19 protein-coding genes are annotated in these 23,280 nt (G+C 66.6%); 8 read left to right on the top strand and 11 right to left on the bottom strand.

What is annotated here, in order from left to right; all coding sequences use genetic code 11:
• Positions 1-7: 7 nt before the first annotated feature.
• Positions 8-1,078 carry a ferredoxin reductase gene (locus AASM09_RS09730; RefSeq protein ID WP_049428434.1) on the bottom strand — a complete coding sequence of 357 codons (1,071 nt, stop codon included), beginning with the start codon at positions 1,076-1,078 and terminating at the stop codon, positions 8-10.
• Between the two features lie 92 nt (positions 1,079-1,170).
• Here AASM09_RS09730 and fabR point away from each other — a divergent pair, with 92 nt between their 5' ends.
• The 3 genes from fabR to AASM09_RS09715 all read left to right on the top strand — a co-directional run bounded on the left by fabR (position 1,171) and on the right by AASM09_RS09715 (position 4,795).
• The gene (fabR, locus tag AASM09_RS09725) at positions 1,171-1,827 is read left to right on the top strand and encodes an HTH-type transcriptional repressor FabR (protein WP_049428432.1); all 657 of its coding nucleotides are present in this window, start codon (positions 1,171-1,173) and stop codon (positions 1,825-1,827) included.
• A 270-nt stretch (positions 1,828-2,097) separates the two neighbouring features.
• Positions 2,098-4,257 (top strand): TonB-dependent receptor plug domain-containing protein, encoded by a 2,160-nt coding sequence (locus tag AASM09_RS09720; protein ID WP_049428430.1) that lies wholly within the window; start codon positions 2,098-2,100, stop codon positions 4,255-4,257.
• Positions 4,247-4,795, top strand: a complete 549-nt coding sequence (locus AASM09_RS09715; RefSeq protein ID WP_049428428.1) for a thioredoxin-like domain-containing protein — start codon at positions 4,247-4,249, stop codon at positions 4,793-4,795. The genes AASM09_RS09720 and AASM09_RS09715 overlap by 11 nt, the downstream gene beginning before the upstream one ends.
• Before the next feature lie 114 nt (positions 4,796-4,909).
• Here AASM09_RS09715 and mntR read toward each other — a convergent pair whose 3' ends face one another.
• Complete coding sequence (mntR, locus tag AASM09_RS09710) at positions 4,910-5,380, bottom strand: manganese-binding transcriptional regulator MntR (protein WP_006372477.1); 471 nt, start codon at positions 5,378-5,380, stop codon at positions 4,910-4,912.
• 117 nt (positions 5,381-5,497) lie between these two features.
• Between mntR and AASM09_RS09705 the strand changes: the two genes are divergently transcribed.
• Entirely contained in the window at positions 5,498-6,829 is a 1,332-nt protein-coding gene (locus AASM09_RS09705; RefSeq protein WP_049428426.1) for an Nramp family divalent metal transporter, read from the top strand.
• 188 nt (positions 6,830-7,017) lie between these two features.
• Here AASM09_RS09705 and AASM09_RS09700 read toward each other — a convergent pair whose 3' ends face one another.
• The 4 genes from AASM09_RS09700 to AASM09_RS09685 form a co-directional block, all read right to left on the bottom strand.
• Positions 7,018-7,344, bottom strand: coding sequence for a thioredoxin family protein (locus AASM09_RS09700; protein WP_049428425.1), 327 nt, complete (start codon positions 7,342-7,344; stop codon positions 7,018-7,020).
• Complete coding sequence (locus tag AASM09_RS09695) at positions 7,316-7,783, bottom strand: flavodoxin (RefSeq protein WP_080354987.1); 468 nt, start codon at positions 7,781-7,783, stop codon at positions 7,316-7,318. The genes AASM09_RS09700 and AASM09_RS09695 overlap by 29 nt, the downstream gene beginning before the upstream one ends.
• A 25-nt stretch (positions 7,784-7,808) precedes the next feature.
• Entirely contained in the window at positions 7,809-8,849 is a 1,041-nt protein-coding gene (locus AASM09_RS09690) for a ribonucleotide-diphosphate reductase subunit beta (RefSeq protein ID WP_049428423.1), read from the bottom strand.
• Between the two features lie 109 nt (positions 8,850-8,958).
• Positions 8,959-11,337 carry a ribonucleoside-diphosphate reductase subunit alpha gene (locus AASM09_RS09685; RefSeq protein ID WP_049428422.1) on the bottom strand — a complete coding sequence of 793 codons (2,379 nt, stop codon included), beginning with the start codon at positions 11,335-11,337 and terminating at the stop codon, positions 8,959-8,961.
• 433 nt (positions 11,338-11,770) lie between these two features.
• On the opposite strand from AASM09_RS09685, the gene AASM09_RS09680 reads away from it, so the two are divergent.
• Complete coding sequence (locus AASM09_RS09680; RefSeq protein WP_049428420.1) at positions 11,771-12,748, top strand: zinc-binding dehydrogenase; 978 nt, start codon at positions 11,771-11,773, stop codon at positions 12,746-12,748.
• A 233-nt stretch (positions 12,749-12,981) separates the two neighbouring features.
• Entirely contained in the window at positions 12,982-15,609 is a 2,628-nt protein-coding gene (locus AASM09_RS09675; RefSeq protein WP_049428470.1) for a TonB-dependent receptor, read from the top strand.
• A 107-nt stretch (positions 15,610-15,716) separates the two neighbouring features.
• On the opposite strand, the gene betT is transcribed toward AASM09_RS09675, so the two are convergent.
• The 4 genes from betT to AASM09_RS09655 all read right to left on the bottom strand — a co-directional run bounded on the left by betT (position 15,717) and on the right by AASM09_RS09655 (position 19,048).
• Positions 15,717-17,696: a choline BCCT transporter BetT gene (gene betT / locus AASM09_RS09670; protein ID WP_049428418.1), complete on the bottom strand. Its 1,980-nt coding sequence runs from the start codon at positions 17,694-17,696 to the stop codon at positions 15,717-15,719.
• 198 nt (positions 17,697-17,894) lie between these two features.
• Positions 17,895-18,275, bottom strand: coding sequence for a VOC family protein (locus tag AASM09_RS09665; protein WP_049428416.1), 381 nt, complete (start codon positions 18,273-18,275; stop codon positions 17,895-17,897).
• 96 nt (positions 18,276-18,371) lie between these two features.
• A complete protein-coding gene (locus AASM09_RS09660) occupies positions 18,372-18,695 on the bottom strand; it encodes a DMT family transporter (RefSeq protein ID WP_049428414.1) in 324 nt (107 codons plus the stop codon).
• Complete coding sequence (locus AASM09_RS09655) at positions 18,695-19,048, bottom strand: SMR family transporter (RefSeq protein WP_019659945.1); 354 nt, start codon at positions 19,046-19,048, stop codon at positions 18,695-18,697. Before AASM09_RS09655 ends, AASM09_RS09660 begins: the two co-directional genes overlap by 1 nt.
• Positions 19,049-19,208: 160 nt before the next feature.
• Between AASM09_RS09655 and AASM09_RS09650 the strand changes: the two genes are divergently transcribed.
• Positions 19,209-20,060: a LysR family transcriptional regulator gene (locus AASM09_RS09650; protein WP_100443826.1), complete on the top strand. Its 852-nt coding sequence runs from the start codon at positions 19,209-19,211 to the stop codon at positions 20,058-20,060.
• A 68-nt stretch (positions 20,061-20,128) separates the two neighbouring features.
• On the opposite strand, the gene AASM09_RS09645 is transcribed toward AASM09_RS09650, so the two are convergent.
• Complete coding sequence (locus AASM09_RS09645; protein WP_049427612.1) at positions 20,129-21,049, bottom strand: M14 family metallopeptidase; 921 nt, start codon at positions 21,047-21,049, stop codon at positions 20,129-20,131.
• 135 nt (positions 21,050-21,184) lie between these two features.
• On the opposite strand from AASM09_RS09645, the gene AASM09_RS09640 reads away from it, so the two are divergent.
• Positions 21,185-23,266 carry a TonB-dependent receptor family protein gene (locus AASM09_RS09640; protein WP_100443825.1) on the top strand — a complete coding sequence of 694 codons (2,082 nt, stop codon included), beginning with the start codon at positions 21,185-21,187 and terminating at the stop codon, positions 23,264-23,266.
• Positions 23,267-23,280 lie beyond the last annotated feature (14 nt).

Genomic DNA, 23,280 nt, shown 5'->3' with positions numbered 1-23,280 from the left:
GGCGTCCTCAGAGATCCAGGGTCAGGTCGGTGGTCGGTGCGCTCACGCATATCCGCACCGGCTGTGCCGAGTCGGACTGCAGGTCGCCGGTGCGCAGGTGGCGGGTAGCGCCACTGACGCGATCACAGGTGCAGGTGTTGCAGATGCCCATGCGGCAACCGTGCCTGGGCTTGATGCCATGCGCTTCCAGGCTTTCCAGCAGCGAGCGGCCACGCGGCACGCTCAACTGGCGGCCACTGCGCGCAAGCGTCAGCGACACCTCGCCTTCGCTGCTGGCATCGCCCAGCGGCGCCGGCGGGGTGAAGGCTTCGGCCTGGAAGCCGGCGACCTGCTGCGCCAGCCGCGAACGTGCAGCGGCGACGAACCCATCCGGGCCGCAGGCCAGCACGTGGCGCTGCGCCAGCGGCGTGTCATCGCCCGCGACCTGCAGATCGTGGGTATCGATGCGCGCGGCCGGCACCTCGCCGTCGCGGGTGGTCAGCAGATGCACGCGCAGGTTCGGCTGCGCCGCGGCCAGCGCCTGCAGTTCATCACGGAACTGCAGATGGGCCGCGGTGCGCTCCCAGTAGAACACGTCCACCGGCGCCGCCAGCGGGCGCTGGCAGGCCTCACGCAGCAGGCTGCGCATCGGCGTGATGCCACTGCCGGCGGCCAGCAGCAGCACTGGGGCGGCGGCCGGCATATGGAACTCGCCGAAGGCGGCATCGAGGCGGAACAGTTCGCCCGGCCGCGCATGGTGGACCAGATGCTGGCTGACCCGGCCGCCGTCTACCGCCTTGACGGTGATGGCCAGCTCGCGCGGCCCCAACGCGGTGGGGCTGTAGCTGCGCTGCCACAGGCGTCCTTCCATCTCGACGCCCAGGGTGACGTGCTGGCCGGCGCGCATGCCAGCCCAGTGCCGGTTGGTGCGCAGGACCAGGGTCGCCGCGCCCTCGCCGGCCGGCTCGCGCCGGACCAGGCGGGCCATTGGCTCGCGCAGTGTCCACAGGGGATTGAGCTGGCCCGCCCAGAAATCGAACAGCGACGGCGAGACCCAGCGGTACGGAGAGAACAGGGACGGACGGACGACAGCGCTCATGGGCGCACTATACGGGCGCACATACACCTGTGTATACATGTGTATAATGAACCGGATTGGGTATGATTCAGCCTCGCCCCACCGGAACCCCCATGGCCGCCGCCACCGCCTTGTCGACGCCCGAAGATGCCAACAGCCCGGCCCGCCGTACGGTGAGCCGCGAGGATCTGCTTGCCGCCGCCCTGAAACTGATCGGGCCGCACCGCAGCCTGTCCACGCTCAGCCTGCGCGAAGTGGCACGTGAGGCCGGCATCGCGCCCAACAGCTTCTACCGGCAGTTCCGCGACATGGACGAACTGGCCGTGGCGCTGATCGATGCGGCCGGCCGCTCGCTGCGCACCATCATCGGCGAGGCCCGCCAGCGCGCCACCTCCACCGCCACCAGCGTGGTGCGCGTTTCCGTGGAGACCTTCATGGAGCAGCTGCGCGCCGACGACAAGCTGCTGCACGTGCTGCTGCGCGAAGGCGCGGTCGGCTCGGACGACTTCAAGCACGCCGTCGAACGCGAGCTGCACTATTTCGAAGAAGAACTGCAGCACGACCTGGTGCGCCTGGCCGCGCTGGATGGCGCGGTGCTGCACGCCCCGGAACTGGTGGCCAAGGCCATCACCCGGCTGGTGTTCGCGATGGGCGCCACCGCCATGGACCTGCCGCCGGAGAAGGATCCGGAACTGGTCGAACAGATCTCCACGATGATCCGCATGATCATCGTCGGCGCCCGAAGCCCCGCCGCCTTCCGCCGCGGCTGATCGAGGCCGGCGCCCGGGGTCGGATCCCTTTCCGCAGGAACGGGCTCTGACCCCCACCCTCTGCAGCGCCCCAGAACGACATGACCACCGGCAGGGTTGTCGCTGCTTTGTGTAATGTTATAACACCCCCATGATCTGACTCGACCGCCGCCCCACACGGAATGGCTACGGCTTCGTTATATAGCAATTGCTATGTTGATAAGCTACTGCTTTCATATGCGTCAGCCAGGTCGCCCTCGCCGCATTTCTTCCCCCAAGGACGACGCCCCCATGCCCGTTGCCAATCCCCTCTTCCGTCGGCTGCCCTTGGCCGCCGCCATCGCCCTGACCCTGCCTCTGCCCGCGCTGGCTGCTACACCCAAGCCGACCGAGCTGGACCGCGTGCAGGTCAAGGTCAGCACCGCCACCCGCAGCGAACGCCTGCTCTCCGATGTCCCGATCCGCACCGAAGTGCTGCGCAAGGAAGACATCGCGCTGCGCGCGGCCACCGACTTCTCGCGTGCCGCCGAGCTGATCAACGGCCTGCGCGTGGAGAGCAACTGCCAGAACTGCAACACCAGCGAAGTTCAGCTGCTGGGCCTGCCCGGCGCCTACAACCAGCTGCTGTTCGATGGCATTCCGCTGCTGTCCACGCTGGGCAGCGTCTATGGCCTGGAACAGATTCCGGCCGGCTTCGTCGACCGCATCGAAGTGGTCAAGGGCGGTGGCTCGGCGCTGTACGGCCCGGGCGCGGTCGCCGGTGTGATCAACCTGATTCCGCCGCTGCCTGCACGCAGCGGCGGCCATGTGCAGGCCGGTGTGGACGTGCTGAAGGGCACGCCGCAGAAGAATGCCGACGTGCGCCTGGACCTGGTGGCGAAGGACGCCGACGCCGGGCTTTCAGTGATTGCCCAGCGCAACTGGAACAACGGCATCGACTACAACGGCGACGGCTATACCGAGATCACCCGCAAGAACCTCAAGGTGGGCGGGCTGCAGGCCTGGTATGCACCCAGTCCCGGCGCGCGGCTGCGCCTGGACCTGCAGGTGACCGATGAAACCCGCCGCGGCGGCAACCGACTGGATCAACCGGAATACCTGGCCAACATCGCCGAGTCGCTGGATACGAAGTACCGGCACGGCAGCGTGTCATGGGACCAGCAAATCAATGCCGACGTTGATTTCCGCCTGGCCTACGCCTTCGCCGACATCGATCGCGACAGCTTCTACGGCGGCCTGGGTGACGTGGCCACCGATCCGTCCACGCCCGGCTATGACCCTTCGCAACTGGACCGCAACGTGGCCGGCAGCGCGGCCTCGCGTTCGTGGCGCCAGTACGGCCGCACGCACAACCCGCTGCACTACATCGACAGCCAGTTGAACTGGCGGTTGGGTGCGCACGCGCTGGCCTTCGGCGTGCAGTACAAGCACGAGGCGCTGCGCGACGACAATCGCACCGGTGACGGCCAGCGTCTTGCCGTGCTGGAGGATGCCACCTTCCACAACCTGGGCGCCTTCATCCAGGACGAGTGGAGCCTGCGCGACAACGTCGACGTGGTGCTGGGTGCACGCGTGGACAAGAGCTCGGAGTTGGACAACGCGGTGTTCTCGCCGCGCATCGCGCTGGCCTGGCAGGCCACGCCAAACCTGAAATGGCGGGCGGGCATTGCCACCGGCTTCCGTGCACCGGAGATCTTCGTCGAGGATGTGCACGTCGATACGCTCGGCGGCGAACAGGTGCGCGTGCGCAATACCGATGGTCTGAAGGAAGAGCGCGCGTTGACCACCCTGTTCGGCTTCGATTGGCGGTCGGACCCGGCCAATCCGGTGTGGAGCTGGGATGCCACTGCGTCCTATGCACGCATCCGCGATACCTTCGCGCTGGGCGAGATCCAGCGCGGCGATGACGGCCAGCTGAGCCAGCTGCGCTACAACGCCTCCGGCTCGAACGTGCTGGGCGCGGAAACCAACCTGGGCTGGCAACCCTCGCCGCAGTGGCGCCTGACCGCCGGTGCTTCGTGGTATCGCTCGCGCTTCCGCGAACCGCAACGCATCTTCGACGATACCGGCGATGGTGGCGACACCGTCATCGAAAGCCGCGATTACCTGAAGACCCCGCGCTGGACCGGCCTGGCCCAGCTCAGCTGGATGCCGGCCGAGCCGTGGGAGACCTTCGTCGCGCTGCGCCATACCGGCCCGATGTCGGTACTGAACAACCGGCTGGGCGAGCTGCACCGTACGCGTTCGTTCCTGGTCACTGATCTTGGTGCGCGCTGGCACCGCCATCTGGGCGCGCAGGCGCAGCAGGAAGTGTCGGTGGCCGCGGGCGTCAAGAACGTGTTCGATCAGCGCCAGAAGGATCTGGAGGTAGGCGCGCTGCGTGACAGCGACTATGTCTACGGGCCGCGTTTCGCGCGCTCGTGGTACGTCAACCGGCGTTATGCGTTCTGAGCCACTACGAGCGTTGTTGCTGGCCTGTGCCCTGCTGCTGGGCGCGCCGGCGATGGCTGCGGACCTGCACGCGCAGGTCTCGGCCTCGCTGATGCGGCCGGAACAGCGCTCGCTGCGGCCGATGCAGTGGACGCCGCCGCCGAAGCTGGTGGCGCTGTACTTCGGCGCCGACTGGTGTGCGCCGTGCCATGCCTTCGTACCCACACTGCGCAGCGTACGCGACGCGTTGCGCGAGGCCGGCGCCGATACCGAAGTGGTGTACGTCAGCCTGGATGAGAGCGAGAGCGCGCTGCGCCGCTACATGCACGCGCAGGACATGCCGTGGCCGGTGCTGGACCCGCGCCGCGCCGCGCGCATGCCGGCGCTGCAGGCCCTGGCTGGGCTGGCACCGCCGAATCTGGTGCTGATCGATGCCGACGGCAAGGTGCTGGCCAACGGCTGGCAGGGGCGGCGTTACGAAGGGTTGCAGCCGGTGTTGAAGGAATGGGCGAAACGGGCGTGCGCGCAGGTACAGGCCCGCTGCCCGCCTGACCTGTAGCGTCGAGCCATGCTCGACGCATTCCATCACCGTGCAAACGGCAGCCGAGCATGGCTCGGCTCTACAAAAACCGGGATCGCGCGAACGGCCGCCGGGCATGGCCCGGCGCTACCGTTACGGCGCCTCACCCTCGGCCTTGCGCACGAACGCCTCGAACAGCGCCAGCGTCTGCTCGCTCACATGGTGCTCGATACCCTCCGCATCACGCCGTGCCGTATCAGGGTCCACGCCCAGTGCCAGCAGGAAACGCTCCACGGTCTGGTGCCGCTGGCGGCTGGCATGCGCCAGCGCCTCGCCTTCCGGGGTCAGGAACACGCCGCGGTACGGCCGCTGCACCACCCAGCCATCACGAGCCAACCGCCGCAGCATCTTCGCCACGGTGGGCTGGGCCACGCCCAGGCGGGTGGCGATATCGACCTGGCGGGCCTCGCCACCGTCGGCCAGCAGGTCCGAGATCAGCTCGACATAGTCCTCCACCAGCTCCATCCGGTGCGCCTCGCGCACTTGGCGGAAGCTCTCGACCTGGCGCTCGGCCTCGATCAAGGGGGTGCTTTTCAGCGATGTCGAATCGTCGGTCTTGCCCACGCCTGCGCCTGTTCTTCCGGTCTACTCCGGGTTTGAAACTGAATTCTGGACCAGTAACGCGATAAAGACGATTGTTTCACATTGCTAATGACTATAGCAGGAGCTATATTCGGACCCATGAACACCCTGGCGCCCCGCGACCCTTCGGCCCCCACCCCGGCCAGCCTGGGCGCGCTCAATGCCTCGGTGGCGGTACCCGACAAGGGGCACTGGTGGTTCCGCCTGCTGGCCTTCCTCGGCCCGGGCTACATGATTTCGGTCGGCTACATGGACCCGGGCAACTGGGCCACCGATCTGGCCGGCGGCTCGCGCTTCGGCTACCTGCTGCTGTCTGTCATCCTCATTTCCAACCTGATGGCGGTGATCCTGCAGGCGCTGTCGGCGCGGCTGGGCATCGCCACCGGCATGGACCTGGCGCAGGCCTGCCGCGCGCGTTACCCCAAGCCGGTGAACCTGGCACTGTGGGCGCTGTGCGAGGCGGCCATCATCGCCTGCGACCTGGCCGAGGTGATCGGCACTGCGATCGCGCTGAAGCTGCTGTTCGACCTGCCCCTGCTCTGGGGCGCAGTGATCACCGCGCTGGACACGCTTCTGGTACTGCTGTTGATGAACCGCGGCTTCCGCGCACTGGAAGCGTTCGTAATCGCGCTGCTGATGGTGATCTTCGGCTGCTTCATGGTGCAGATCGCATTGGCCGCACCACCGGTGATGGCGGTGCTGGGCGGGTTCATTCCGCGCGCCCAGGTGGTGACCGATCCGCACGCGCTGTACATCGCCATCGGCATCATCGGCGCCACGGTGATGCCGCATAACCTGTACCTGCATTCGTCCATCGTGCAGACCCGCGCCTACCCGCGCACCGATGAGGGCCGTCGCAGCGCGCTGCGCTGGGCGGTGACCGACAGCACCCTCGCGCTGACCCTGGCACTGTTCATCAACGCCAGCATCCTGATCCTGGCGGCGGCGGTGTTCCATGCCAATGGCCGCTTCGATGTGGAAGACATCGAGCAGGCGCACCAGCTGCTGGCGCCTATGCTGGGGGTGGGCGCGGCGGCGACGTTGTTCGCGGTGGCGCTGCTGGCGTCGGGCCTGAATTCAACGGTGACCGCTACGCTGGCCGGGCAGATCGTGATGGAAGGCTTCCTGCACCTGCGCCTGCCGCCGTGGCTGCGGCGGCTGATCACGCGGGCGCTGGCGATCATTCCGGTGGTGGTGGTGATCATGCTGTTCGGCGACCAGGGCGCGGTGAAGCTGCTGGTGCTGAGCCAGGTGGTGCTGTCGATGCAGCTGCCGTTTGCGATCATCCCGCTGGTGCGGATCGTGACCGACAAGGTGACGATGGGTGCGCTGGTGGCGCCGCGCTGGCTGGGTGCGATTGCCTGGGTGATCGCGCTGGTGATCGTGGTGCTGAACGTGAAGCTGCTGGTGGATACCTTCAGCGGCGGGTGACGCCAAATGGACGGCCCCTGCCCCGGTAGATCCACGCCATGCGTGGATGCGCTTGTAGAGTCGAGCCATGCTCGACTCATCGCGCACCGCGCGAACAGCAGCCGAGCATGGCTCGGCTCTACAGAGATCAGGATCCCGCGAAAGGCTGCCGGGCATGGCCCGGCGCTACCGATGCAACCACCCGGGCCTCACAGATACAACGCGATCGCGACCTCGATCTGCTGCGGCGACTGGAACCCGGCCAGTCGCGTGCGTTCGTCACCATCACGGAACAGCGATAGCGTCGGTGTCTGCCGCAGCCCCAGCTCACGGAAGAACGCCTCGCCGAGCACCTCCAGCTGCACGCGCAGCAGGGTGGTACCCTGGCCTGCACTGCTGGTGGCTACCCGGTGCAGGGACATTTCCAGCATCCGGCAGCCCGGGCACTGGTCCTTGTGGAAATCCACCAGCACCCGCGGGTGCTCGGCCAGCAGCTGCTGGAACTGCTCAGGCGTGGTGGCGTCGATGATCTGCATCGGTGTTGCTCCAGTAGTGGGCCAGGACCGCATCGGTCCAGGCACTGATGGCCTCGGCGTGGCGAACGCCATGCGGCATCTGTTCGATCTCCAGCGGCGGGTAGTCGCTGCGGAAATAGTGGATCAGCCGGTGCACGGCACCGCAGTAGTATTCCTGCCCCCACTGCGTTTCGCCGGTGCCGAACACCGCCAGCTGCCGTGGCCGCTCGCCGCGCTCGACAATACCGGCCACCCACGCCTTCATCTCCGCTGGCGTACGCCCGGCGTTGTCGGTCCAGCAGCCCAGCAGCACCAGGTCGGCCTCATCGGCCGCCAGCGGCGGTGCCTGGCGCAGGTCGTCGGCCTCCTGCCAGTGCACCGTATGGCCGGCAGCGCGGCAGCGTTTGGCAATCAGCCGGCCGAGTTCGCGGGTGTTGCCGCTCAACGAGGCAACCACCACCAGGATGCTCAGCGCGGCGCTGGGCTCAGAGGTCGTCGAACCCGTTGTCGACGTTGGTCTTCTTGTAGCTTGCATTGCGCATCTCGAAGAAGTCGGTCTTGGTCTCGGTGAAGTTGTCGGCGTAGGCCTTGATCCAGGGCATCACGTTGTCGGTGGTGTCGCTATACAGGCGCTCGATGCCCAGCATGCCGGCCATCTTGTTGGCCCGGTACTTCACGTAGCGCGTCATCTCCTCGACATCGATGCCGTCGATGCCGTCCAGTACTTCCGAGGACCACTGCGTCTCCAGTTCGATCGCATGCTCGAACGCCTGGTGCACGTACGCGGTCAGTTCATTGGTCTGCAGCTCCGGGTTCTCGCCGATGATGGCGCGGATCAGCTCGCTGATGAACTTGGTGTGGGCCAGCTCGTCACGGTTGATGAAGCTGATGATCTTGCCGGTGCCGGTCATGCGGTTCTGCCGCACCATGTTGTAGAAGTAGGCAAACCCGGAATAGAAGTTGATGCCCTCCAGGATCGACGACTGGATCAGCGACTTCAGCAGGGTCTCGGCGGTCTTTTCGCGCATGAAATCGTCATACGCCCCCATGATCGGCGCGTTGCGCTTGATGATGGTCGGGTGCGTGCGGGCGATCTCGAAGATGCGGTTCTGGTTCGGCAGGTCGGTGATCGAGGCCAGCACGTAGCTGTAGCTCTCGTTGTGGATCACCTCCTGCTGGCCGATGATCGCCGCGTTGGCATGCGCCGCCGGGTCGGTGATGTACTCGGCCACGTTGTAGATGAAGCGCGTCTGTGGCGAATCCAGCGTGGCCAGCAGGCCGATGATCGAGTCGTAAGCGTTCTTCTCGCGCCCGGACAGCTCGCCGTACTGGCGCGCATCCAGCTTCATGTCCACCTCGTCGGGAATCCAGAAGTTGGTCGACAACTCCTTGTAGGCCCGATAGAACGAGGGGTACGGAATGTCGTTCCAGTTCAGGATGCCGCTGGTGCGGCCATTGATGATGCCGGTGCTGCGGTTCGGGTGGCGCGGTTCGAGGATCTTGATGCGGTCGAGCGGGGTTGCCATGGTCGTTTGCCTTCGCATTACGTGCATTGCGGATGTAGAGCCGAGCCCATCCTCGGCTGCTCTTCGCGTCTGAGCCGAGCGTGGGCTCGGCTCTACAGGGCGGCCGCGATCAGCTGGCGCACCACTCGCATTCGCTGATGTCGATGTCGTTGGAGCGCACGTAGTAGGTGGTCTTCAGACCCTCACGCCATGCCGTCAGATGCAGCTCCAACAACGTGCTGGCGCGAATGGTGCTGGGCACGTACAGGTTGAAGCTGATCGACTGGTCGACATGGCGCTGGCGGCGCGCGTTCTGGCGCACGCTGGCGAACTGGTCGACCTTGTAGGCGCCCTTCTCGTAGTACGGCCAGGTTTCCAGCGACAGGCCCGGTGCGGCCACCGGCCGCCGGAAGTCCTTCTTTTCCTCGTAGTAGAACGCGCTGTAGATCGGGTCGATCGAAGCCGTGGAACCCGCAATCTGCGCGGTGCTCATGTTCGGCGCCACCGCCAGCAGCCAGCCATTGCGCAGGCCGTGTGTAGCCACCTCGCGGGCGAGGCCGTCCCAGGCGGCACCGCTATAGTCGCGGTCACGGAAATAGCGGCCGTTGTGCCAGTCGCTGCCGGCGAACATCGGGTAGCTGCCCTTTTCTTTGGCCAGCTGTGCGCTGGCCTGGATGGTCAGGAAGTTGATGCGCTCGTACAGGCGGTCGGCCAACGCCTCGGCGTCCGGCGATTCCCACTGGATCGCCTGCTGCGCCAGCAGGTGGTGCCAGCCGAACGTGCCCAGGCCGATGGCGCGGTACTTGCGGTTGGTGATCGTGGCCTGCGGCACCGGCAGCGCGTTGAGGTCGATCACGTTGTCGAGCATGCGCACCTGGATCGGGATCAGCCGCTCCAGCACATCGGAGGCCAGCAGGTCATCCGGCGCACTGATCGCACGACCGAGATTGATCGAGGACAGGTTGCAGACCACGAAGTCACCGGCACGCCGGGTGGTGACGATCTGATCGCCGCTGACGATCTCCTGGATCATCCGCGTCGGGCTCATGTTCTGCAGGATCTCGGTGCACAGGTTGCTGGAATAGATCATGCCCGCGTGCTTGTTCGGATTCCTGCGATTGACCTCGTCGCGGTAGAACAGGAACGGGTTGCCGGTCTCCAGCTGGCTGAGCATGATCCGCTTGAACAGGTCGATCGCCTTCACCGTGCGGCGGCTGATGCGCTCGTCGGCCACCAGTTCCGCATAGCGGTCACGGAAGCTGCCCGATCCGCGCTTCTCATCGTAGAAGTCCTGCAGGTACCAGCCCTTGGCGCTCTTCACTTCGTGCGGATCGAACAGGTACCAGTCGGCACGGCGCTCGACCGCCTCCATGAGCAGGTCCGGCACGCACACCGAGGTGAACACATCGTGCGCACGCAGGCGCTGGTCGCCATTGTTCAGGCGCAGATCGAGGAAGGCTTCGATATCGCGGTGCCAGATATCCAGGTACACCGCCACCGCGCCCTTGCGCTGGCCGAGCTGGTCCACCGATACGGCGGTGTTGTTGAGCTGCTTGATCCACGGCACCACGCCCCCGGACGAATTGGGCACGCCACGGATCGGCGCACCGCTGCTGCGCACGTAGCCGAGGTACGCACCCACTCCGCCGCCATGCTTCGAAACACGGGCGATATCGGTATTGGAGTCATAGATGCCCTGCAGGCTGTCATCCACCGTGTCGATGAAGCAGCTGGACAGCTGGCCGCCCACCTTGCCGGCGTTGGCCAGGGTCGGCGTGGCCACCGTCATGTACAGGTTGGACAGCGCCCAGTACGCCTCGCCGACCAGCTGCATGCGGCGTACGCGGCCGCTCTCACCAGCCCCGCCCTCTTCCTGCATCAGGTACAGCGCAATGGTCAGCCAGCGCTCCTGCGGCAGTTCGTAGACCTCACGGCTGCGATCGCTGGCCAGGTAGCGCGTGGCCAGCAGGTACAGGCCGTTGTAGGCGAACAGGCGGTCGCGCTCCGGGTCGATCATCTCGCCGGCCTGCTGCAGTTCTTCCTTGGAATAGCAGCGCAGGATGTCGTTGCTGTAGATGCCGCGGTCAGCCAGGCTCTCCTGCAGGCCCACGTAGGAGCCGTACTTCAGGCTGACATCGTAGAAGCGGTTGCGGCTGGCGCGCTTGTACAGCCGCCGCAGGTAGATGCGCGCGGCAAACTGTTCCCACTCCGGCGCGACCAGGTCCACGCGCGACTCGGCCTCGCGGATCAGCAGGTCGACCAGGTCATCAGCACTGAGGCTGGGCTTGCGCTCGACCATCGCCTGCACCACGCGGCGGTAGTCGCTCACATCCAGCTGCGGGAACTCGGCGTGCACGGTATCGATGCTGCGTTGCAGGCGCTCGGCGTCGAACGGCAGGCGGCGGTTGCCGGCCTCCTTGGTGATCCAGGTCGGCACACGCTCGCCACCGGCGCGCAAGGCGTCGCCAGCGCCGGCCAGATCGGCCACGCGGAAGGTACTGTCGGTCATGGTGGTGGAACTCCAGGCTCGCACGCGCGTTGGCGGTCGATGCCGTGGCGGCCCTGCACGCGATACCGGCGCACGGGGCGGTCGGGGTGGGATGCCATAGCGCGGGAACACCAGGTCGTCGGCAATGGCCTGCGCCTGCGGCCGGTATCCGGGCCGTGGGGGCGATCTGGGTCCGCGCGATAGCGGCCGCGTCGACACGGCAAGCCTTCAGGGGCGGGCCGCGGGACGTTTGCTGCATGTCCGGCGGCGGCGGCTGACCGGGAGTGACGGCCACAACATAGTGGGGATATCCCGAGCCGTCAACACAAGATGCGGTAATCAACACATGTCGCGACGATCAGTCGCAGGATGCCGTGTTGCAGCGGCGACGCCTTGTCGACATCCCCTGCGTCCCCAGTTCGGTACAACATCAACTTTCACCGGAACACCGCCCATGCGCGCCGCCCAGTACTCCTCCTTCGGCAACCCGGCCGACGTCCTCACCATTGCCAATGCCGCCCTGCCCGAGCCCGGCCCCGGCGAGGTGCGTATCCGCACCGTGCTGGCCTCGATCCACAACCACGACCTGCTGACCGTGCGTGGCCTGTATGGCTACAAGCCGACGCTGCCGGCGATCGGTGGCAGTGAAGCACTGGGCGTGGTCGATGCACTCGGCGATGGCGTCGACGGCCTGCAGATCGGCCAGCGGGTTGCCGCCGCCTCGGTACACGGCACCTGGGCCGAGGCGTTCATTGCACCGGCACGCATGGTGATTCCGATGCCGGAGGCGATCCCCGACGAAATGGCCGCGCAGCTGATCGCGATGCCGCTGAGTGCGCTGATGCTGCTGGAATTCCTGCATGTCGAAGCGGGGCAATGGGTCGTGCAGAACACCGCCAACGGCGCGGTCGGCAAGTCGCTGGCGATGTTGGCAAAGGCGCGTGGCGTGCATGTGGCCAACCTGGTGCGCAACGCCGCCGCCGTGGTGCAGTTGCAGGCGCTCGGCATCGATCATGTATTCGACACCTCGGTAGAAGGCTGGAAGGATCGCGTTCGTGAAGCCACCGGCGAAACGCAGGCCGCAGCCGCGGTGGATTCCATCGGCGGCGACGCCAGCGGTGACCTGGTCGACCTGCTCGGGCACCACGGCACGCTGGTGTCGTTCGGTGTGATGAGCGGCGAACCCATGCGCATTCCCGCTGGCGGCCTGATCTACAAGGAAGCCACGGTGAAGGGCTTCTGGGGCAGCAAGGTCAGTCAGGCGATGGCGGTGGAGGACAAGCGCCGGCTGGTTGGCGAACTGCTAAAGCGTGCGGCGCAGGGTGAATTGACCCTGCCGGTGGAGCAGATCTTCGCGCTGGACGATATCGCCCAGGCAGCGAAGGCCGGTGCTGGGTCGGGACGCAATGGCAAGGTGCTGCTGCGGCCGTGATCGTCTGACATTGCGTTCTGTAGAGCCGAGCCATGCTCGGCTGCTTTCCGGCCAGTGTGTGGAGCCGAGCGTAGGCTCGGCTCTACAGGGGCGTGCGGACCAACGGTCCGCACCCACCGAGCTGGTTCGTTAAGAACCTGTGATGTATAACTGAATGCGCTTTCGTCATTGGAAGGTGCATGTACCTGCATGCGGTACTGACGGCTCCTCCCCCGTTCGGCGTTGTCGCTTCCATGTACCGCACCACCCTGAACCTGCTTGCCGGCGCCATCGCGCTGGGCCTTACCGCCGGCGCTGCCGGCGCCGCTGAAACCGCCGACACCGGCAAGGACAGCACCACCCTCGGCACCGTGCTGGTGACCGGCTCCAACATCAAGCGCAGCGATACCGCCGGGCCGAACCCGGTGCAGATCGTCAGCCGCGAACAGATCGAGCAGACCGGCCGCTCCACCCTTACCGACGTGCTGCGCAACCTGTCGGCCAATGCCGGCAACAGCTTCGACGAGCAGTACACCGGCAGCTTCGCCGCCGGCTCGGCCTCGATCGGCCTGCGTGGCCTGTCGCCGAAGAACACACTGGTGCTGGTCAACGGCTACCGCGTGTCCAACTTCGGCTTCGCGCTCAATACCCAGGATACCTTCGTCGACCTCAACGCGCTGCCGATCAGCGCGGTGGAACGCATCGAAGTGCTGAAGGACGGCGCCTCGGCGGTGTATGGCTCCGACGCCATCGCCGGTGTCATCAACATCATCCTGCGCAGGAACTTCCAGGGCGTGGAAGTGGGCGGCGGCTTCGGTACCGCCACCCAGGGCGGCCTGGACGAACGCAAGGCCAACCTGCTGGCCGGCTTCGGCGACCTGGAACAGCAGGGCTGGAACGTGCTGTTCGGGCTGGACCTGCTCAAGCGCGACCGCCTCGACGCCGATCAGCGCGCCTACACCCGCAGCGGCGATTTCCGAGACAAGCCCGGCGGCCGCCTGGCCGGCTGGTCCACCGCCGGTGGCAACTGGCTGTCCAACCCGCGCGCGCCGCAACCGTTCGGCAACTGCCCTGATGGCAGCCAGCTGCGCCCGTACAGCGACTTCGGCAGCACCCTGCCCGGCCAGGCCTGCGCCTTCAACGCGCAGCCATTCAAGACCCTGCAACCCGGCGCCGAGCGCCTGCAGGCGTCGTTGAGCGCGACTTACCGCTTCAATGACAGCGTCGAGGCCTTCGCCGATGTGCTGTACAGCCACAACAAGGCCGACCAGATCTTCAGCGCGCCGCTGACCGTCGGCCCGGGCCTGCGTGCCTACAACCCGGCCACCGGCACGCTCATCGACGTGCCGGCAGTGCTGCCGGTCGGCCACCCCAACAATCCGGGCAGCACGCCGCTGCCGTTCGAGTACACCTTCTTCGACCTCGGCCCGCGCCTGAAGGACAACACTCAGGTGTTCTACCGTGCCCTGGCCGGCGTGCGCGGCAGTGGCGAGCGCTGGGACTGGGAAGTGGCGGCGCTGACCTCGCAGAGCGCGCAGCGCGAATACGTCGACAACTTCGTCAACCGCTATGCGTTCGAGCAGATCCTGCGCGACGGCAGCTACAACTTCCTCAACCCGTCCAGCACGCCGGGCGCGCTGGATGCCCTGCGCCTGCAGACCAAGCGCCCGGGCTGGTACAAACTGCACGCGTTGAACGTGAAGGCCTCGACCTCGCTGTGGGAGCTGCCGGCCGGTTCAGTCGGCTTCGCCTGGGGCGCGGAGTTCCGCAAAGAATCATTGGATGCGCGCACCAGCGCCCAGGTGCTGTCGGGCACCGAACTGCGCCCGGCGATCAACGTGGTCAACGGCGAGCGCCAGGTCAGTGCTGCCTACGCCGAGCTGAGCGTGCCGCTGCACCGCACGCTGGAACTGCAGGTGGCCGGCCGTGGCGACCACTACGACGACTTCGGCAAGGCGTTCTCGCCGAAGGTGGCGCTGCGCTGGCAGCCGTTGGACAGCCTGCTGCTGCGTGGTTCGTTCTCGCGCGGGTTCCGCGCACCTTCGTTGCCGGAGATCGCGCCCGGCCAGACCGTCAGCTATGGCTCGGTGATCGATCCGCTGGATCCGCTGCAGCCCGGCGGCAGCCGTGGCGTAACCAACATCCGCACCGGCAACCCGGACCTGAAGGCCGAGCGCTCGCGCAACTTCAATGTGGGGGCGGTGTGGTCGCCGGATGGCGATACCAGCATCGGCCTGGACTGGTACCGCATCGTGCAGGACAACCTGGTCAAGCCTGACAGTGCGCAGTTCATCGTCGACAACCCGACGCTGTTCCCCGGTCGTGTACAACGTGATGCGCAGGGGCGCATCCAGTTCATCACCAACCAGTACGCCAACCAGGGGGAACTGACCACTTCGGGGCTGGACCTGGACGCCAACCACACCTTCCGCACCGAGGGCTGGGGCAACTTCACCGTGGCCGGCAGCTGGACCCACCTGCTCAGCTTCAAGCAGCCGCTGGTGGCCGGGCAGGCACCGTATGACGGCGCCGGCAATAACCGTCACGGTGCGCTACCCCGTACCCGCGGCACCACATCGCTGAACTGGGCGGTCGGTGACTGGAGCAGCACGCTGAGCCTGCAGTACGTGAGCGGCTACGACCAGCGCGTGGCGACCGCGACCAGCAATCCGGGCCTGCGCGACCGCGTCAAGCCCTATCACCAGCTGGACCTGTACGTGGCGTACGAAGGGATTCCCAACACCACGCTGTCGCTGTCGGTGCTGAACCTGACCGACAGGGACCCGCCGTTCGATCCGGCTGGCGGTTCCAACGGCTTCGACATCAGCCAGTACAACCTGCGCGGGCAGTTCGTCTCGCTGGGAGCGCGTTACCGGTTCTGATTGCCACTGTAGAGCCGAGCCATGCTCGGCTGCTCTTCGGCACCGCGCAGCCGAGCATGGGCTCGGCTCTACAGGTCGGTGCGGACCCACGGTCCGCACCGACCGCATCACCGGCTCAGGTGCAGGAACTGCAGGTGTCGTTCGTACTGGCTGATGATGTCGTTGATGATCTGCTTGCGGCTGTAGCCGACCAGGTCGTAATCCTGGCTGCCTTCGAACAGGTGCACCTCGGCGCGGTAGTAGCGCTGGTTGCGCAGCTGCTGCGCGGCGAACGACGGCGTCAGGTAGCCACTCAGGATCACCCGGTACAGGAAGTCCTGCTGCTCGCCGTGGTTCACCGTCAACTCCATGTCGCCGGCCTCAAAGCGCGTGGCCACGTCCCAGCCCTGCCCGCGCAGCTGCTCGGCCACCGCCTCCATCGCCGGCTTCACCGTGTCATCCATGAAACGGTAGACCTGGTCGCGCACCGGGAAGTGCATGGCCTGGCTCAGGCGCTGGCGCCAGCCCTGGTGGTGGCGATCGTCTCCGATCAGCGGTGACGGCCGGTACTGCAGCGCGCGCTTGCGATGCGACTCGTCACTGAAGGCGCGGGTCAGCCCCCACATCATCAACAACAGGATCGCCGAGAACGGCAACGACGCCAGTACCACCGCCGATTTCAGTGCGTCGATGCTGCCGGCCAGCAGCAGGCCCGCCGTCAGCACCGCGATCACGGTGCCCCAGAACACCCGCAGCCAACGTGGGCCGTCGTCCTCGGGTGCGCCGCCATGCGACGACAACGTGGACAACACCACCGCGCCCGAGTCGGCCGAGGTCACGAAGAAGATGAAGCTGACCAGCACCGTCACCGCGATCACCGTGCGACTCCACGGGTAGCCATCCAACAACGCGTAGAGCACCGTCGGTGGATCATCAACCGCCAGCTGTGCCAACTGCTGCTGGCCGTGGTGCAGCACCTGGTCCAGCGCGCTGTTGCCGAAGATCGACAGCCAGGCCAGGGTGAAGCCCAGCGGGATCAGCAGCACGCCGAACACGAATTCGCGGATGGTGCGGCCCCGTGAGATGCGTGCGATGAACAAGCCCACGAACGGTGCCCAGCCGATCCACCATGCCCAGTAGAACACCGTCCAGCCGCCCAGCCATTCGGGGCGGCCGCCGTAGGCATACACATCGAAACTCTTGCCGACCACGCTGCCCAGGTAGTCGCCCAGGTTCTGCATCAAGGTGCTGAACAGGTACTGCGTCGGCCCGGCGAACAGCATGAACAGCACCAGCGCGATCGCCAGCAGCATGTTGATGTTGGCCATCCAGCGCACGCCCTTCTCCACGCCGGAGACGGCCACGGCCACCGCCGCGCCCATCATCGCCACCACCAGGATGATCTGCACCAGGTTGGAATGCGGGATGTTGAACAGGTGCGCCAGCCCGGCATTGAGGTGCAGCACCCCGAAGCCCATGTCGGCGCCGATGCCGAACACGGTGGCGACGATGCCCAGCGCATCCACGGTGTAGCCGATCGGGCCGTTGATGCGCTTGCCGATCAGCGGGTACAGCGCCGAGCGCAGCGCCAGTGGCAGGTTGTGGCGATAGGCGAAATAGGCCATCGCCATCGCTGCCAGTGCGAACACGCCCCAGCCGTGCAGGCCCCAATGCAGGAACAACAGCTGCATGGCCTGCCGTGCACCGGCCTCGCCCGCAGCCGGATCGCCCTGCGGCGGCTGCAGGTAGTGGGTCAGCGGTTCGGAGACGCAGAAGAAGAACAGGGTGATGCTGATGCCGGCCGCGAACAGCATGCCGGCCCACGAGAGGTAGCTGAACTCCGGCTCGTCATGGTCAGCACCCAGCTTGATGCCGCCGTACTTGGACAGCGCCACTCCGACCACGAACACCAGGTAGAGGGTCATCGCCAGCAGGTAGTACCAGCCGACATTCAGTGCGGCCCAGTCCTGCGCCTTCAGCAGAAGGCGGCCCGCACCGAGTGGAAACAGGCTGACGAACAGCGCGAACGCCACGACAACGATCGCCGCGAAGGCGAACACAGGCCGAAGGGTGCGCACCGGGGATTGTTGCGGCTCCAGTACATCCATGGGGCGGCGTTCTCCGGTAGATCAGGGAATTAGCCGACCGATTCTGGCTGAACCGCAGTGGACAGAGCATGAAGTTGCGGCCTGCGGTCGCAGGCCCGTCCGCTCATTCCGTGGTATCACGCGCGCGCGGCCCGCGCACCCTTGGCTTGCGCGGGCCGCGCGCACCGCCTGCGGCGCGGCCACGCGCATCCTGTCCGATCACGACATTACATGCACCGCACACAGCTTGTTGCCACCCGGGTCACGCAGATAGGCCAGGAACACCTGCCGACCGGACATGTTGCGGATGCCGGGCGGATCTTCGATGGCGGTACCACCGTGAGCCACTCCAGCTTCCTGCCAGGCACGCACGGCCTCTGCACTGCCCAGACTGAAACCGATGGTGCCACCGTTGGCATGGCACGCTGGCTGCCCATCGATCGGCGCGGTTACACCGAACATCCGCCCATCCTTGAAGTACAGCAGCCGTCCCTTCTCGTCGAATACGCCCGCACGCGCGTCCATCGCAGCGAACAGGGCGTCGTAGAAGCGACGTGCGGCATCCATGTCGTTCGTTCCTACGGTGATGTGGCTGAACATGCGGGCACTCCATGTGGAAAACCGCAGTGTCGATGAGCACGGGCGACTTCGCAAATCGCTGCATCATCGCCGCCCCGCTCGCGACCGGGCATGCTGCTACTTGGCGGTGCTGAGGAGCAGTACCGCCGCCGTGACCAGGGCGATGCCAACCCAGCCGATCGGGCGCAGGCGGTTGCCGAACAGCAGGCGGCCGCAGGTGGCGGTACCGATCACGCCGATTGCACCCCACATCGCATAGGCGGTGGCCAGGTCCATGTAGCGCACCGCCTGGCCCAGCAGTGCGAAGGCGACCCAGACCATGACGATCGCGCCGACACCCCAGCGCCAGCGGCGGAAGCCTTCCGACCTGGCCACCATCATGTTGGCGGCGACGTCGATCAAGGCCGAACAGATCACGAAAAACAGGGCCAGGGTATTCATCAGTGCGCCTCCCCGAGGGTGACACAGACGATGCCGACCACCGCCAGCACCAGACCGGCCAGCTGCTGAAGCGACAGGCTCTCGCCGAACACGGTGAGGCCGACCACGGTCAGCAGAGTCAGGCCCAGGCCTTCCCACACCGCGTAGGCGACACCGACCGCGATGCGGCGCACCGACAGCGCCAGGAAGTAGTAGGACAGCGCCAGCGCGCCGGCCATGATCAGGTAGCCGGTCCAGCCACCGTCGCGGGCGGCATGGGCCATGAACGAGGTGCCGACCACTTCGGCAACGATCGCCACGGTCAGGCAGGCCCAGGCGACCAGCGCGCCACGGGCGGGAACAGTACGGGACATGTGAAACTCCTTGCGGGACGGGGACAGCGCCCCGCCCTCATTGGACCCACGCCATGCGTGGATGATCCGGAACACCCCGCAGACAGGGGCGACAGCGGCCAGTATCATCGCCTTTTACGGTCGATTCAAAATGGATTCCATCGACAGGAGCGATGGATCAATGCCCTACTCCCCTGAATCCCTGCAGGCGTTCGTCGAAGCGGCCGCACTGGGCTCGTTCTCGGCAGCCGCGCGCCGCCTGCGCAAGACCCAATCGACGGTCAGCACCGCCATCGCCCACCTGGAGGCCGACCTGGGCGTGAGCCTGTTTGATCGCAGCGGGCGCTACCCGCAGCTGACCGAGGCCGGGCGCCAGGTACTGGGCCACGCACAGGAGATCCTTGCCGCCGATGCGCGCCTGCAGCAGTTGAGCGTTCGCTTGGCCGCCCCGGTCGAAGCGCGGCTGACCGTGGTGTTCTCCGACGTCTACCAGCTCGATCCGGAGCAGCGCGTGTTGCAGCGCTTTGCCGAAGCGTTCCCCGAGATCGAACTGGAATGGCTGGATGCCGAAGGCGATGACGTGCTGGAACTGGTCGGCAGTGGTCGCGCCGCGCTGGGCCTGCTGCCACGCCAGGAAAGCTATCCGGACGGACTGGTGGCGCGACCGTTGGCGCACCACAGCGAACTGTCGGTGTATGTGGCGCGCGGCCATCTGCTGGCCGACGCCGGCCGGCGCGCGGCTTCCCAGCTGGCACGGCACCGGCAGGTGCGGTTGAGCGCGGAGGTCGACCACACCCGCGCGGCCACGGGCCTGGCATGGACCGCCACCGACTACCTGATGGTGATGGAGATGGCCGAGGACGGCATCGGCTGGGCCGAGCTGCCACGCGCGCTGGTACGGCGCTACGACCGCGGGCAGCTGGTGGAACTGACCCTGCCCGGCTGGCCACGGCGCATCCACAGCGATCTGTTGTGGCGTCGCGATACGCCGCCGGGGCCAGCCGCCCTGTGGTGGGCCGACGCGCTTGGATGAGGTAGTGCCGGCCGCTGGCCGGCAATCCCGGTGTCCCGCGGTTGCCGGCCAGCGGCCGGCACTACCGATCAACGATGGGCGAGCGCGTAATCCAGCGCCGAGCACACCGCTGCCACCTGGGCGTCGTTGCACTGCTGCGGGGTGGCGCGCGGGCTGTCCGGGTAGACCTCGGTGGTGGTGGTGTACTTCGCACCGGTGATGCCAGCGCACAGGCCCAGCTTCACCAGCGGGTATTCGATCACGCCGTGGGCCACCACCGGCGAACCGATGATCTCGCCCTTGTCGTCGGCCGGGGCGATATGGGTCACCTTTTCCACCGCGGCGATCACCGCCTGCTGGAACGCCGCCTGCGGGTTCTCGCTGTCATCCACCAGATAGAAGCCATCGGGAATCAGGCCCGGCTCGAACGGCTTGCCGTCACGTGCGGCCAGCGCCGGGCGGAACTCGCTCTCGTCGCTGTCGGTGGTTTCGTGCAGGTCGATATGCAGCACGAACTGGCCTTTGTAAGGCGCGATCAGCTCGATGACAGCGGTCGATTCGCGGGCCGGGCCATCGGCGCGGAAATTGCGGTTCGGATCGATCGCATCGAAGTTCCAGCGGTTGATGCGCTCGAAGCCCCACGGGTTCACGCACGGCGCCACCAGCAGGTTGGCCTTGCCTGCATAGTCGGTGCCATGCTTCTCAAGGAACTCCAGCGCGCCCATCACGCCGCTGGTTTCATACCCATGCACGCCACCTGTAACCAGCGCGGCCGGCAACGCCGGGTTCCAGTCGCGGCTGCGCAGGGCGAACAGGGTGTAGGTCTCGCCAGCGTAGTCGAGCTGGCCATAGGCCACCTTCTCGAAGCGGGAGGCCAGCGCCTCGATGCGCGGCAGCACCTCCTCGTCGTAGCGGCGCAGGCGCTGCTGGCGGCCACGCCACGCCTCCCGTTCCGCCGCTCCCCACGGCTGGCCAGGGATTCCGACGGGGTAGAAGGCGGCTTGGGACATGGCGGATCTCAGCGAGTCAGGAAGCAATCGCCCACTCTACCACCGGGGGAACAGCGTGAACCGGCGGCGCATTCCATTGGCGAATGGAATCAGCAATAAGCGGTTCTCATTTACCACCTTCCACAGCCCGCACCGATGCCCACCCACGCCATGCAACCGGCCCGCCTGCCGCTGGCCGCCGCCCTTGCCCTGTGCCTGCTGCCGGCCGCTACCGCCTCCGCCCAGGACAGCGCCACCACGCTGGACAGCATCCAGGTCTCCGGCAACTGGCTGGGCACCGGCCTGCATGACAGCGTCAGGAGCTTCGCCGGCGCACGCACCGTAGTCGACCGCCAGCGCATCGAGGCCAGCGGCGCGGCGAGCATCGGTGATGCGATGCGACGCATCCCCGGCGTGCAGGTCACCGACAACGCCGGCACCGCCGGCAGCTCGGTGTCGCTGAACATCGGCGTGCGTGGCCTCACCGGCCGCTACTCGCCGCGCTCGACCGTACTGCTGGACGGCGTGCCGCTTGCGGTAGCGCCGTATGGCCAACCGCAGCTGTCGTTCGCACCGACCAGCCTGTCCAACATCGAGTCGATCGACGTGGTGCGTGGCGGCGGCGCGGTGCGCTACGGGCCGCAGAACGTGGGCGGCATCATCAACTTCAGCACCCGCGCCATTCCCACCGGGACCGGCCTGCACGGCGAAGCCGGGGTGCGTTACACCGCCTACGACCACGGCGGCGGTGACAGCACCCAGTACAACGCCTTCCTCGGCGGCACCGGCGACAACGGGCTGGGCGCCGCCCTGCTCTACTCCGGCCAGGATGGCCGCGGCTGGCGCCAGGGCAGCGATGACCGCTTCAACGATCTCGCGCTGAAGTTCGCCTATGCCATCGACGGACAGCAGGAGCTGCGAGCCAAGCTGTCCTACTACGACGTTCGCTCACTGACCCCGGGCGGCCTGACCCGCGCGCAGTACAAGACCGACCCGTTCCAGAACACCCGGCCGACCGACTTCTGGAAGGGCCATCGCACCGGCATCGACCTGGGCTACACCAACACGTTGTCGGCCAACAGCGAGTTCGAGGTGCTGGCCTATTACAACGAAAGCACCCGCGCCAGCTCGCTGATAAACGCGGCCAACACCCAGCTGACCGTGCAGCCGCGAGACTACCGCGTGCTTGGCATCGAGCCGCGCTACACCCAGCGCCTGCACTTGGGCAGCACGGTGCATGACATCACCGCCGGCTACCGCTTCCTGCGCGAGCGCGGCAACGACCGCAGCTACACCGTAACCCGCCGCACCGGCGCGGCCAGTGCCACCACCCGCTTCGACAACGCCACCGACGCGCACGCCTTCTACATCGACGACCGCATCGCGATCGGCCAGTGGCGGATCACGCCCGGCGTGCGCATGGAATGGATCGACATGGACCGCCGCCAGGCCGGTGGCACGGCGACCTTCAGCAGCCGCAACGACAAGGCGCTGCCCTCGATCAACGTCGCCTACCTGCTGACCCCGCAGCTGACTGTGTTTGGCAACTACACCACCTCGTTCGGACCGGTGCAGAACATCCAGCTGAATTCGCAGACCGCCAGCAATCCGCTGAACCCGGAGGTGGCAAAGACCACCGAACTGGGCGCACGCTGGCAGGACGGTGCACTTCGCGCGGAAGTGACCGTGTTCAAGATGCGCTTCGACAACCAGATCCTGCAGGTGCCGGGGATCACCCCGCCCACCTTCCAGAACATTGGTGCCACCGACCACAAGGGCGTGGAGAGCGCACTGGAGTACCACTTCGCCGAGGACAGCGCGCTGGCCGGTCTGGAGCTGTACGCCAACTACACCTGGACCAAGGCGATCCAGCAGTCGGGCGACAACCGTGGCCTGGACGTGCCGTTCTACTCGCGCGACACCGACAGCGTGGGCGCCCGCTACGCGCTGGCCGGCTGGACCTTCAATGTCTCCAGCACCCACCAGAGCGGCCAGTTCTCCGATGCCGCCAACACCTGGGAAGAAACCGCTGATGCGCGCGTGGGCCGCGTGCCGGGCGTGCGCCTGTGGAACGCGCAGGTGGCCTGGCAGGTGCCGGGCCTGGGTGACAGCGAGATCGCACTGGGCGTGAACAACCTGGCCGACAAGCGCTGGTACACCCGCAACGTCGATGGCAACGCCGGCCGCATGGTGGCCGCGCCGCGCACCTTCTACGTGCAGGGCCGCTACCGCTTCTGAGCCGGTAGCCGCCC

Origin of the sequence: Stenotrophomonas maltophilia (genome assembly GCF_039555535.1) — a bacterium.
GTDB classification, from domain to species: Bacteria; Pseudomonadota; Gammaproteobacteria; order Xanthomonadales; family Xanthomonadaceae; genus Stenotrophomonas; species Stenotrophomonas maltophilia_Q.
This window is presented reverse-complemented; position numbering and strand designations above follow the sequence as displayed.